Here is a 13,150-nt window from a genome sequence, read left to right as displayed (position 1 = left end):
CCTGGTAGACCACCAGGTTGATAGGCTGGGTGTGTAATGGCAGCGATGCCTTCAGCTAACCAGTACTAATAGTCCGTGAGCCTTATTTTTCTACACTAAATCATTCTTTTCCTCCCTATTAGATTAATATTTTAGGGTTTGTCCTTCGATGTGAGCAACAAGGTATATATTGTTAGCCTTTCCGAATTTCTGACTAACCCGAATTTTTTTCTAGTGACCACGGAGGTTGGGGTACACCCGATCCCATTCCGAACTCGGAAGTTAAGCCAACCATCGCCGATGATACTGCAGGGGAGCCTGTGGGAAAGTAGGTCGTTGCTAGATTTTATTTACTGCTTATGAGTACGATGTGATTTACTTCTTTCCGTATTTATAAAGCAAGCTACAAGTTTTCTTGGTGGCCATGGAGGTTGGGGTACACCCGATCCCATTCCGAACTCGGAAGTTAAGCCAACCATCGCCGATGATACTGCAGGGGAGCCTGTGGGAAAGTAGGTCGCTGCCAAGATTTATTTCTAGACCGCATTTCATTTGAAATGCGGTCTTTTTTTTGTTCAAAAGCTGCTGATAGCGATAACGTACTTTCAGAAGAAAGAATCGTGACGATGCTAACGAGCGTCTTTAAGACGCGTAGGGTGATCCTCGGCAGTATACAGACAGTTAATTAGAGCTATGGAAAGGAGGGGGGCTAAATTCGATTGTGGGAGGGGAGATACTTCTTTCGGGAAGCGTGATCGTGAGTCCTAGCTGTTTGAAATCCTGTTGGTGAACTGTTATATAGAATAGAAGTGCCCCTAAGTGCGGCTGGAAGCAGTTTTCGGTATGTTTCCGTTAGGACAGTGAATTATAGTGATAAATATTGAAAAAGGCGCTTACTTAAAAGCGCCTTTTTATTATTCAGAAAAGCTAACTTGGGGTAGTACTCCAGATGATTGTGGAGCTAGCTTAGTACAGGGCTTGGTTTCACGATTCCCAGTTATTTATTTTTTCAGATAACCAATGAGCGAACTGGGCGAGCAATTTTGTGCTCAAGTTATTGCATTGGAAGTTTTTGTCGTTCACAGCAATAACAGGAGTTTTGCCGCACAGACCCCGACGGGCGATTTCTAAGTAGCAGGTAACTGTTTGGACGCAACCTGACAGTCCTTCATTTTTTAGAGAATTTTTAAGTTGTCGAGCGGCTCGTTCTGCCTGATTCGTGTCGGGATCCAGAATTGTAATCTGGAGTGTCGTCATATTCTATCCGGCAAGGCTGCGGATGTAGCGTTCAGCTTCAAGTGCGGCGACAGTTCCGTCTGCCATGGCAGTGGTTATTTGGCGATATTTTTTCGGACGAACATCTCCGGCAGCAAACACCCCTGCTAGTGATGTCGCCATGAGTTCGTCAGTCTCAATATATCCGTCCGAATCCAGTGAGAGTTGTTCCTGGAATATCGCTGTACCTGGCTGTTGCCCCATAAAGACAAAGATACCATCACATGGGTATTCTATAGTCTCATTGGTTGCTACATTTCGTAATGTTACTGACTCAAGTTTTTCATCACAGGAAACAGCCGTAACTTCAGTGGAATGCAGGATTGTGGCATTAGCGTGGGACGTTAGCTCGTCCTGTGTGCTTTGTGCAGCGAAAAACCGATTCATTTTTTCTACAAGCAGAAGTTCTTCAATACCTTGATCAAGAAGGGCGATGCTTTCATCGAAGCCGCTGTTTCCACCACCCACTACGAGAACTTTCTTTCCTTTGTACGCAGCACCATCGCAGATAGCGCAGAAATGCACGTTTTCGCACTCTCCGGCGACCTCAAGAGGAATAGGCTTGCGACCTGTTGCCAGAATAACCGCTTTTGCTTTGTAGATTGTGTCGTCAGCTTCAATGATCTTTTCTTCACCTGTTAGATCAATTGAATCAATGCAGGCAGCTTCTTCGATATCTACACCTAACGCTTCCACTTGCTCTTGTATTCTTTCAACTAGTTCCATGCCACCAATGCTGGTGTATGAAGGCATGTTTTCAATAACTTTTGTCCAGTTGACGAGACCACCACATGCATTTTCGTCTAGAATAAGAACGCGCAAGTTCGCACGTGCCGCATAGATGGCAGAAGTCATACCTGCAACGCCGCCACCCAGAATAATCACATCATATGTTGTGCTCATATTTTTTCCAAAGTGACAGCTTACAGAGAAGAGTAAAGGGCTTTAAGTTCACGCGGGTTCATGAGTCCCGTTTTAACTTTGACAACAGTACCGTTGCGGACAAAAGCTAATGTTGGAACGCGTTCAAAGGAAAGCTTAGACAATAGTTCAGGATACGCTTCGCCATCAATGCTGAAAATTTCTACGGATGGTGTTTTTGCAGAAAATTTGTCCAAAACTTTTTCCATATTTTTGCAATGTGGGCATAGTTCCTTGTGGAAAAATAAAATAGCGTCTGAAAGGGATGCAAAGAAATTATCAATATGTTCGGTTGGAATAGGGGTGATACCACTCATGTTATGTCTCCAAAAAAATTATTCATACGCAAGGGCAGATAATCCCTCAATATTAAGAATCTGCACTTTGTTTTTAGGCAGCATTTTTATTAGCTCTGCCTTCTCAAGTTCCTTGAGTGACTTATAGAGTGTCGCTCTATGTGCTCCAAGTATGCTCGCTATATCTTTCATTCGTAATGAGCCGAGGGAAATTATTTCATTTGCGTGCAACGGAGTTGAGTTATAGCGGAGCAGGATAAATTTAATTATCCGTTGGTCGAGAGAATCAAGGCCAAGTGAGGCAGACTGGTTACTTAGCACACTCAGTTTTTCAGAAAGCGTTCGGATGATGTCTCTTGCAATTTCCGGATACTGTGAGAGCATTGCTTCTACATTTTCCCGGGAAAAGAAGTACACCGTTGCATCTTGATAACAGGAAAAATAACTTCGTATCGGTCTTTTAATAAAGAACGGAGTCTCGCTGAAGAGCGAGTTCTGTTCTATGTGCATGATAATCTTTTCCGCACCGTCCCATGAGGTGCGCTTCATTCTTACTGTGCCTGATTGTAAGTAGCAGAGTTCCTGAACCAGCTCTCCTGCATTGATGATCACTTCACCGTGCTTGAATTCTTTTTTTCTTCCGAGGTGTAGCACCTGTTCCCAGGCATGGCTATCAACGTGGACTCGCCAGAATTCATCAACATCATGTGCTATCATGATTCGTCCTTCTCAATACATGAGAGCCGGCTTGGTTCTCGTTATCTATGATTTATGTGGTGCGGAGTTCACCAATGTACAGCTTGAGTTGTTGCAACAACTCCTTGGCTTTCTCCGGCTTGTTATCAATGATGTTTTTCAGCTGGAACTGGTCAGTGCGTCTGTCGAAGAGTTCATCGGACTGTGGTACAGAAACTTCTGCACCCGGTACACATGTCCACATTTCCTCTTTGACTTCAAGCTTTGCAGACTGTTCGCCGGCATTACCGCCTGAACCGGAACCATCATAAAAGATTGCGTTCATGGAATCTGTGTCAATTTCCTTCTGCAACCAGTGGATATAGCTATAATCATGGGTGATTATAGACCACGACATACCGTAGTATCCGGCAATAGCAAAGTCACGAACCTTTTCAGTTTCGCCGCGCATAACTGGAAGTAAGCTGATACCTTGGAGTTCATCTGCATCAAAGGTGTTGATTCCCTCGTGTCCTGTTTCTTCCAATGCATTGGAATCATTGATACCGAGAGCGTCAAGAATCGTGGCTGTAATGTCGACGTTTTGTACAAAACTCTCGATGCGTTTTCCGCCTTCCAGACCCGGTACATGCGCGAGCAGAGGCACGTGTACAAGTTCTTCATATGGCCATGGGCGGCATTTTCGCATGAGTCCGTGGCCGTGCTCTCCATTCCCCATCGGTTGACCGTGATCGGAAGTAACCACAATCATGGTTTTCTCCCACAGTCCTTGGGCTTTCAACGAATCAAATAACTTACCGAGCCATTTGTCCACCAACGTTACTTTTTCAGCGTACAGTGCACGGATATGCTCGCATTCTTCTTCTGTCATCACCCCTTCAACTTCTGTCCAAGGTGCAATGAGAAGTGGGTTTCCTTTGTAATCCGGATTATAGGGGCATGGCCTTTCTTCCCATACGGAAGGTGGATCCCAAGGTTCATGTGGATCAAAGGAATCAAGCCATAAGAAGAACGGGCGGTTCGGATCGCGTTTTTCTTTAATCCAGTTATCCGCCTCGGAAATAACGACAGAAGCATAGTTATCAGCATCAGACTGCCAGTTCTGGCGTTGACGTAGATAGCATTCTGTTTCGCGTATTAATGATTTACTGGATTCATCGTATTCGCCGTTTTCATTTTTTTTGAGCCATTCAGGGGAAAGGAAATCTTCGCCTTTGAATTTTTCATCAAGATGAACATGGCTGAATGTTTCATGGTCTAACTCATGTCCGTTGCAGAAACGAACATAGTCAAACCCACGAGAGTATCCATATTTAGGCAGACGCATCGGAGGTGTGTCGTAAATCAGTGCGGTCTGGACTTCACGGCACCAGAGTATGTCGGTAACGGTGGTGTCCTCTGTAGTGAGAGGACGCCAGCCGCTGTATGGCAATGTGAAACGTCCTGTCATTAATGCTCTGCGTACAGGTATTGTCGGTAGTCCTTCACTGTATGCATTTTCGAAGAGAAATCCTTTTTCTGCGAATTTATCGAGATTAGGTGTTTTGACTTCATTGTTTCCGTAGCAGCCAAGATAATTGAACTGCAACGTGTCGAGCATGATAAATAAAACGTTTTTTATATTTTTTTGGGGCATAAGATATCCTTCAACAATTAAGCAGGGCTGCTTTCTTTACTCAGCTCGACGGCGCGAACTGACTCACCTTTTGTATTAAAAATCCCAAATCCGGTGACAGCACATCCCATGGAAATGAGTGGTATGGTGAAGTTAAAGAATGCGTAAGGCATAAAATCGACCGCACTTACGCCAAGAACACCTAAAATATAGAATGCATGCACACTCCAAGGGATTAGAGGACAACCAAGAGTGCCCGCATCTTCACATGTGCGGGAGAGTACCTGCGGGGCAATGTCTGCATTTTTATAAGACTCACTGAAAGCGCGTCCCGGAACAACGACAGCCAGAATCTGACTTCCTGTGCCTAAAAGGATAATGTACGCAGCAACAAGAGTTGCCCCTACCAGACTTGTGGCAGACTTGGCACCACGGAGCATTGCATCAAGCAGTACTTCAAGAACTCGTGCTTTTTCAAGAATGCCACCGAAGGCCATGCCGCTTGTCAGTAAAAGAATTGTGACCATGATGCTCATAAGACCGCCACGGGAAAGGAGTTTGTTCAGTTCCGGCGAAGCAGTAGCTGCCTTGTATCCCCGTGTCATTTGCCCTGCGAGCTCAGCCATGGTGGAACCTTCAAAGAAGGCGATTACAAGCGCACTCACGAGGCAAATGATCATAACAGGCAGCACGGGAAGGCGCTTATAGGCTAGAATAATCATTAATACAGGTGGAATAAATGCGACAGGCGATAAATTGAAGGAAGCTTCAAGGTTGCTGAGAATTACATTGATGTTTGCAACACTGCCGGTGTCTCCGGTATGCATAGAACCGAGTAACCAGTAACCGGCAAGGGTAATGATTGCTGCCGGAACGGTTGTCCAGAGCATGGAAGAAATATGAGTGAACAAAGGAACATCACAGACTGTTGCTGTAATGTTGGTGGAGTCGGACACCGGAGACATTTTATCCCCGAAGTACGCACCGGAAACAATGGCTCCGACGGTCCATGCCGGATCAAATTGCATGGCTCCGCCCACTCCCAGCAAGGCTACACCGATGGTTCCCATGGTTCCGAACGATGTTCCTGTGGCAAGTGAGGCCACTGAGCAGAGAACAAATGTGGAAACAAGGAAATGCTCAGGAGTGATAAATTTTAATCCCCAATAGATAATTGCGGGAATAGTGCCGGACGCCATCCAAGCAGGAATAATCATCCCGACAATCATTAAAATGGCAACTGCCAGCTGAATCCTTCCAACAGCAGACAACATACCTTCCTGTAATTCTTCCCACGAATAGCCAATCCGCAGAGACATAATTCCGGCAAGAACTACGGCAACCAACAGTGGTAAAACCGGAGGGCGTACGCCAAGAATTACAGTTCCGTACAGAATGACGGCAACGGGAAGAGTAAAAGTCAGAAGAGCCCATAGTAATGATGGCTTTCTTCTTTCAGAGTTCATAGTGACTCCTTGATGCAGGGAGTATTGGTAATGCGCTTTACCAACTTTGGAATAATCAGAAGCGGTACTCCCAATCTCACTTCGTTTCTCCTCCTTTTTCATCGTAAACGCACATGTCGGTACCATTGCGTACTTTTACGAGGAACAACCCTGCAATAAACAGCTTCGTGAGTCTGTTGCAAAGACAACAATAACTACAAAAAAAGGAGAGCATCAGCTCTCCTTTTTTGTATTAACTGGATAATACTATTTCGGTAACAGCAGCCATACTGCGCCGTTTGTGTTCATGTGACCTGCAATCCAAGTCGCCTCTTCACCGTAGCCGCTAAAGAAATCTAAGTGATGCTTTTTGATAGCTCCACCAGTATCTTGTGCCAGTCCCAGCCCTTTAATGTTTTCGCCATACTGGAATGCACCTTGTTCGTCTTTTTCCGGTAGTGGAACATCAAAAAGGAAAACGCTTCCCAGTGGAATAAATGACGGGTCTGTTGCCAGTGACACGCGCGGGGTGAGCGGTTGCCCCATTGCTCCGTACGGGCCACTATCAGCTAGTTTGAAAAACACATAGCTTGGGTTTGTGGCCAGTAGCTTGTATGCATCTTTCGGATGTTCATCAAAGTACTTGCGGATAGACTGCATGGAAATACCGTCTTTGGGCAATAAGCCTCTGTTAAGCATGACACGCCCCAGAGACACATATGGTCGCCCGTTTTTTCCGGAATACAAGATATGTTTTGTTGAGCCATCGTCCAGAAGGAGTCTTCCGGAGCCTTGGATTTGTAGAAAGAAAATATCCAGCGGATCTTTTGCCCATGCAATTTCAAGGTTGCGTGATTTTAAAACACCATTAATGTCAATGGCTTTTCTGTCATAGTACGGCACGGCTTTACCGGATTCAATGCGGTAGAGTGCGCGCTGGCCTTTCCAACGGGGATGGATATCTCCGAGATTCAGCACCTGAAGGTCGGAAGGCTTAGCGTAAAGTGGACAGGTGTACCCCTTTTTTCTGCTCAGGCTAGCCTGTAAGGCCGGCTCATAATATCCGGTAAATTGCGGGTCTGCATCGAGCCTGTAAAATGTAAAAAACTTTGCCAGCAGTTCAGGATGGGCATCAAGCTGCGGCAAGAGTACCTGCATGCGTTTAATCGACTTGGCGAGAGTTTCCCATGTTACCTTTAACCCGTATCGATCAAGTGCCAGTTTGCATTGCGGTTTTTGAGCCACGTATCGGGCGGAATACTCAAGCGATGGTGCAAAATCTACCCAGGAGCGTATTCCCTGTTTGCTAATTGTGAGAGTTTGACTCACAGTACGGGCTTCTGATTCATTAAGCTTTATAAACCGAGCACCTTCAGGCTGCTCTGTGGTCGGTTCACTTGGTTCCGTTGGGGGGGGAGACTGGCTGCACCCTGCAAAAAAAACAGTACTGATAATAAGTAGTGCAGTTAAAATTCGAGAAATATGTCTGACAGTCAATTTTGTCCTCCAGTACAGTGTGTGGTTAGATTCTGTAACATGGAATATTTTGAGTTCAAAGCCCGAACCATAAGCTCATTTTTATCGAAAATGTGATGTAACGGCTCTGATTATTGACAGTAATGGTCATAGTATGGCTTTGTTGTAAGATAACTATGTGTGATATTTTTTTTTGATATAACGGATAAGGATACATTTTGGTTTCAGAGACAAAACAAGAACGAGCTATTCGTAAAGAAACATTTTCTTCTCTGTTTAATGAGTCGGAAACACTGCCTGAATTACAGTTTGAGACTCCGGAAGAAGCTACGGGTTGTATTGCCGCACTTATGCGTGGTTTTTGGAAATTTGTAGATGATTGTGTGGAACGTGAACTGCCGCACCATGCACAAACCTGTGCGAAGGGCTGCAGCTATTGTTGTTCCCAGCCAATTTTTATGGATATTTTCGAAGCTGTTGCCTGTATTTACTGTATGGACAATGAGGATGTAGCAACGGCCTTTGCAAATGGTTTTCCGGCATGGCAGAATAATTTTGCGCCACAACAACCTGTTTTATGGAAGGCATTGCAGGAAGATAAGTGGGATGAGCTGGGTGCGCTTACAAAAAAACTGACTGCGCCATGTCCTTTTCTTTTAAATGATGAATGCACTTGTTATAAGGCGCGCCCTATGGTGTGCCGGACTTGGGTCTCTAAAAAGTTTAGACTCCTGTGCAGAATGAATCCTTCAAGCATAAAATATACCCTCAAGTCCCAAGATAAAGTGCATGATGCGTATAATCGTGTGTTACTGCACATCGCAACGTCATTTGAAATTCCTCTGGCTGCGGGCGGATGGACAACTTTGCCTCTTGCCTACAACTCTGTGGATGGAAATGGTGTAGAGTTGTTGAAACACGCTATTGCTAAACACATAACATATAGCAGGTAAGCTCCAGTGAAATGTGCAAGACGGATATACCTAACCGGTTCGCGTGGCTGCGGTAAAACCTCTGTGGGAAACGAATTAGCTAAGCGCCTTAGTTGCGGTTTTACAGACACTGATGCCTTGTTAAGTGAAATGCAGGGTAGAAGTGTTACTGAAATTGTCGAGGCCGAGGGCTGGGATGCTTTCAGAGACTGTGAGTCTGCTGCGCTTATTGCGGCCACAGAAAATAAGCCTCAGGTTATTGCTACAGGTGGTGGTATTGTATTGAGAGAAAAGAACCGTGTAGTTATGCGAGAGCACGGGGTAGTTATTTTTATTGATGTGCCGCCTTCTGAGCTTGCACGACGCCTGAGTGCAGACCCTCTGGACGCTCAGCGCCCCTCGTTGACAGGGAAATCTCTTGTTGATGAAATTAATGAAGTACTTGCTGCACGGTTGCATTTATATGTTGAATCTGCCCATATAACGGTTGATGGAACCCGATCTGTTGAAGAGATTGTTGATAACATCATGGAACTACTTGAAACTAAACCAATTTCATAGGAAGATGCTCTATATTCAGTACAAATATCTTCTTAACATGATGCGAGGAGAGCTATATGAAGATCGAAAAGATTCTAGTTCCGGTTGATGGCTCAGACTTTTCACGAAAAGCAGTTGAATATGCTACAGAGTTCGCCCCGATGGTCGGCGCTTCTGTTATATTGCTTACCTGTCGTCTGGACGTTACGTCTTTGTTGAGTAAAGAGTTATATGAACGGGCAATTAATGATCTTGATACCTATGCAAAAGAGTTGTTAGAACCGTATAAAGAGATGCTTGATAAGGCACATGTGCCATATACTCCCATGGTTTTGGGTGGCTCACCGGAAGAAACTATCATACAGGTAGTAAAGGGTGAGGGCTGTGACATGATCATTATGGGTTCTCGTGGCTATTCTGACATTAAAGGCTTGTTCCTTGGCAGCACAACGCATAGAGTACTGCAACTTGCAGAGTGTCCTGTAACTGTTGTTCGTTAAGAAATAATTTTTCGGTATCTAAAGGGGAATTTTTCATAATGAAAGATTCCCTTTCTTTTGTTTGAACGGCAACCAATGACGATTTTTAGTAAGGAGCCTGATATGAGCGGTAATACGTTCGGCACACTGTTTCGCTTAAGCACATTTGGCGAATCACACGGTGCGGCTTTGGGCGGCACAATTGAGGGTTGCCCATCCGGTATTGCATTAACTGAGGCAGATATTCAGCGTGAACTGGATTTACGAAAACCCGGTCAGGGCGGTATTGCTGCTACTGCACGTAAAGAAGCAGATGCCGTGCGTATTCTTTCCGGCGTGTTTGAAGGTAAAACAACCGGAACACCAATCGGGTTTATTATAGAAAATACAGACCAGCGCTCCCGTGATTATGGGGATATAATAGAAAAATGGCGCCCCGGGCATGCTGATTTCGGATTTGATCAGAAGTATGGTTTTCGTGATTACCGCGGTGGCGGACGCTCATCCGGACGCGAAACAGTAAGCCGTGTAGCTGGCGGTGCTGTTGCAATGCAGTTACTTGCGACTCAAGGCATTAGCGTGAATGCCTATACGGTCGAACTTGGTGGCATTCCTGCTCCTGTAATTGAAGCATCCGGAGCACAGAGGCGTCCATATTTTGCAGCGGATGACTCTATTGTTGATGCATGGAATGAGCGTGTAGCAGCAGTGAAAAAAAATGGTGATACTCTTGGCGGTATTGTGCAGATTGAAGCTGTCGGTGTGCCCGCTGGGCTTGGTGAACCCGTGTTCGACAAACTCGATGCCTTGCTTGCCCATGCTTTAATGAGTGTGGGAGCCGTAAAAGGCGTGGAAATTGGACAGGGGTTTGAAGCTGCGCGCATGTTGGGGAGTGAAAATAACGACGGCATGAACGCTGAAGGGTTCACTTCAAACAACTGTGGCGGGAGCCTTGGTGGAATTTCTAACGGCATGCCTGTCATTGCCCGCGCTGCAATTAAGCCGATTCCTTCCATCGCAAAAGAACAGCATACGGTAACCCGCAGTGGTGAGCCTTGCACCATGCAGATTAAGGGGCGCCATGATATCTGCGCAATTCCTCGCGTTGTACCTGTGTTGAAATCGATGGTCGCGCTTGTTCTTGCCGATTTATTGTTACAGCAAAGTAAACAATTTTTCTCGCCTGTTTCAGGCGTTGTAGAGCCTCGCGGGTTTGACGAATAATATAACTGTCAGTACATGAGCTACATGCAATCTACCTTACCTACTAATACTAATGCCCAGAATGCTGCCAGTCTGGACGGCATGTTGGAACGTATAGTCTTTCATAATGAAGAGAATGGCTATTCTGTACTCAGGTTTAAAACCACAGCGGGTGATAACTATACTGTTGTGGGGAACATGGCAGACCCGCAAGTAGGGAGTTCTTTAAAACTTACCGGCGAGTGGGTGGATAATGCCAAGTTCGGACGGCAGTTTAAAATGCTTACGTATGAAACCAGCCTTCCAGCTGGTCTTGTAGGCATCCGTCATTATCTTGCATCCGGCCTTATCAAGGGTGTTGGGCCTAAGACTGCTGAACGTATTGTTGAAGCCTTTGGTGAAGATACTTTTGCAATTTTGGATAATGAACCGGAGCGACTTGCTGCGGTAAAAGGCATTGGTAAGCGTACTGCGAAAGGTATTCAGGAAGCATGGTCAGAGCACCGTGGTATCCGTGACCTTATTATGTTTCTGCAGCCGCATGGTGTTTCCACTGCGTATGCAGTGCGTATTTATAAGTTCTACGGAAAGCATGCACTGAGTGTTGTTCAGGAAAATCCATATCGTCTTGCTATGGACATTAACGGAATTGGTTTTGTTACGGCAGATACTATTGCCCAGAAAATTGGTTTTGATGTGGATTCCCCGCTTCGTGCCGAGGCTGGAACATTGTATATGCTTACCAAAACATCAGACGAAGGGCATGTGTACTTTCCGTTTGATGCGCTGGTAACAAAGACATCCGATACGCTGAACATTCGGGCTGACCTTGTTGAGGGCGCAATAGATACTCTTGAGCGTGAAGAGCGTGTCATTGTTGAAGAGCTCTCAAACGGGCAGGTTGCTGTCTATCGTAGTCGATTTCACGCATACGAATCCGGTATTTCAACATACATTAAAAAGATTATTGGTTCGCCCAAAACAGTGCTGATCAAAAATCCTAATGAAATTGTTGAAGAGGTTGTTAAAAATCTTGGGATTGATCTGGCAGAAGAGCAGCTTGAAGCCGTACACACTGCTGTACGAACTAAAATGATGGTGCTTACAGGCGGGCCGGGTACTGGTAAAACAACCATTACCAAGGCGATTGTGCAGGCGTATAAAAAGCTTAAAGCCAAAATTCTGCTGTGTGCTCCAACAGGCCGCGCTGCAAAGCGTATGTTTGAAACAATTGGCGTGGAGGCAAAAACCATCCATCGCCTGCTGGAGTATTCACCGCGCGAAGACGGGTTTCAGCGTAACGAGAATAATCCGCTTGCATGCAGTCTTATTGTTATTGATGAATCTTCTATGATGGACACTATGTTAATGTTCCATCTACTCAAAGCAATTCCTCTCGGTGCAACCGTGATCTTTGTCGGGGACGTGCATCAGTTGCCGTCTGTCGGCCCGGGCAACGTGCTTAAAGATGTCATTTCATCTGGTGTCGTGGATGTTGTAGAGTTGCATGAAGTTTTCCGTCAGGCGCAGGAATCAGACATTATTACCAATGCGCATAAGATTAATGCAGGTGAAGTACCGTTTCTTGAGTCTTCAAAAGAGCGATTGTCTGATTTTTATTTCATCCGGCAGGATGACCCCGAGCGTTGCGCTGCTATGATTGTGGATCTGGTGAAGAACCATATTCCGCGCCGGTTCCATTTTGATCCCATTGACCAGATTCAGGTGTTGACACCAATGCATAAAGGCTCAGCCGGTTCCGGCAATTTGAACCATCTGTTGCAGGAAGCTTTGAACCCGCAGCCATTATGTCTGAAACGTGGTGATCGTGAATACCGTCTTGATGATAAGGTCATGCAGCTACGGAACAACTACGATAAAGACGTATTTAACGGTGATATCGGGCGTATTTGCGTTGTGAACACTGAAGACAAAAAGCTTACAGTCCGGTTTGATGATGAGAAGAACGTTATCTACGACTTTAATGAACTTGATGAACTGGTTCCTGCCTATGCAATTTCAATTCATAAATCTCAGGGGTCAGAATATCAGGCTGTTGTTATTCCTGTGCTGACTCAGCACTATGTATTGCTGCAGCGTAACCTTATATATACAGGGGTAACGCGCGGGAAAAAACTTGTTATTCTTGTAGGCGCACCAAAAGCGCTGACAATGGCGATTAAGAATAATAAAATGCAAAAGCGTTTCACGTATCTTGCCCAACGCTTGAGTGAGTTTTTACAGTAGTTCTATCTATGGGGTATGTTGCAGTAATGTAATAGTCAGAATTCCT

General features: G+C 45.3%; 12 protein-coding genes and 3 rRNA genes. 8 read left to right on the top strand and 7 right to left on the bottom strand.

Annotated features, from left to right (window positions below):
• The 3 genes from F461_RS0101470 to rrf (F461_RS0101460) all read left to right on the top strand — a co-directional run.
• Positions 1 to 90: ribosomal RNA gene (locus F461_RS0101470) — 23S ribosomal RNA — on the top strand; the annotation flags it as partial.
• A gap of 119 nt (positions 91 to 209) precedes the next feature.
• Positions 210 to 324 (top strand): 5S ribosomal RNA (gene rrf / locus F461_RS0101465).
• 69 nt (positions 325 to 393) lie between these two features.
• Positions 394 to 508 (top strand): 5S ribosomal RNA (gene rrf, locus F461_RS0101460).
• Positions 509 to 963: 455 nt separating this feature from the next.
• Here the strand turns inward: rrf (F461_RS0101460) and F461_RS0101455 are convergent.
• The 7 genes from F461_RS0101455 to mltA form a co-directional block, all read right to left on the bottom strand.
• Positions 964 to 1,236, bottom strand: a complete 273-nt coding sequence (locus F461_RS0101455) for a hypothetical protein (protein ID WP_019999387.1) — start codon at positions 1,234 to 1,236, stop codon at positions 964 to 966.
• Between the two features lie 3 nt (positions 1,237 to 1,239).
• Entirely contained in the window at positions 1,240 to 2,157 is a 918-nt protein-coding gene (locus F461_RS0101450) for an NAD(P)/FAD-dependent oxidoreductase (protein WP_019999386.1), read from the bottom strand.
• Positions 2,158 to 2,177: 20 nt separating this feature from the next.
• Complete coding sequence (locus tag F461_RS0101445) at positions 2,178 to 2,492, bottom strand: thioredoxin family protein (protein ID WP_019999385.1); 315 nt, start codon at positions 2,490 to 2,492, stop codon at positions 2,178 to 2,180.
• Between the two features lie 18 nt (positions 2,493 to 2,510).
• Entirely contained in the window at positions 2,511 to 3,188 is a 678-nt protein-coding gene (locus tag F461_RS0101440; protein WP_019999384.1) for a Crp/Fnr family transcriptional regulator, read from the bottom strand.
• A gap of 52 nt (positions 3,189 to 3,240) precedes the next feature.
• Positions 3,241 to 4,803 (bottom strand): sulfatase, encoded by a 1,563-nt coding sequence (locus tag F461_RS0101435; protein WP_019999383.1) that lies wholly within the window; start codon positions 4,801 to 4,803, stop codon positions 3,241 to 3,243.
• Between the two features lie 17 nt (positions 4,804 to 4,820).
• Positions 4,821 to 6,248, bottom strand: coding sequence for a Na+/H+ antiporter NhaC (gene nhaC, locus F461_RS0101430; RefSeq protein ID WP_019999382.1), 1,428 nt, complete (start codon positions 6,246 to 6,248; stop codon positions 4,821 to 4,823).
• A gap of 246 nt (positions 6,249 to 6,494) precedes the next feature.
• Positions 6,495 to 7,724, bottom strand: a complete 1,230-nt coding sequence (gene mltA / locus F461_RS0101425; RefSeq protein ID WP_019999381.1) for a murein transglycosylase A — start codon at positions 7,722 to 7,724, stop codon at positions 6,495 to 6,497.
• A 197-nt stretch (positions 7,725 to 7,921) separates the two neighbouring features.
• On the opposite strand from mltA, the gene F461_RS0101420 reads away from it, so the two are divergent.
• The 5 genes from F461_RS0101420 (at position 7,922) to recD2 (ending at position 13,104) form a co-directional block, all read left to right on the top strand.
• Positions 7,922 to 8,656, top strand: a complete 735-nt coding sequence (locus F461_RS0101420; protein ID WP_019999380.1) for a hypothetical protein — start codon at positions 7,922 to 7,924, stop codon at positions 8,654 to 8,656.
• Positions 8,657 to 8,662: 6 nt separating this feature from the next.
• Positions 8,663 to 9,196, top strand: a complete 534-nt coding sequence (aroL, locus tag F461_RS0101415; protein WP_019999379.1) for a shikimate kinase AroL — start codon at positions 8,663 to 8,665, stop codon at positions 9,194 to 9,196.
• Between the two features lie 56 nt (positions 9,197 to 9,252).
• Positions 9,253 to 9,675, top strand: coding sequence for a universal stress protein (locus F461_RS0101410; protein WP_019999378.1), 423 nt, complete (start codon positions 9,253 to 9,255; stop codon positions 9,673 to 9,675).
• Between the two features lie 102 nt (positions 9,676 to 9,777).
• A complete protein-coding gene (gene aroC / locus F461_RS0101405; protein ID WP_019999377.1) occupies positions 9,778 to 10,878 on the top strand; it encodes a chorismate synthase in 1,101 nt (366 codons plus the stop codon).
• A gap of 24 nt (positions 10,879 to 10,902) precedes the next feature.
• The gene (gene recD2 / locus F461_RS0101400; protein ID WP_019999376.1) at positions 10,903 to 13,104 is read left to right on the top strand and encodes an SF1B family DNA helicase RecD2; all 2,202 of its coding nucleotides are present in this window, start codon (positions 10,903 to 10,905) and stop codon (positions 13,102 to 13,104) included.
• The last annotated feature ends 46 nt before the right edge of the window (positions 13,105 to 13,150 follow it).

The organism is Halodesulfovibrio aestuarii DSM 17919 = ATCC 29578 (genome assembly GCF_000384815.1).
In the GTDB taxonomy this organism is placed as follows: Bacteria; Desulfobacterota; Desulfovibrionia; order Desulfovibrionales; family Desulfovibrionaceae; genus Halodesulfovibrio; species Halodesulfovibrio aestuarii.
This window is presented reverse-complemented; position numbering and strand designations above follow the sequence as displayed.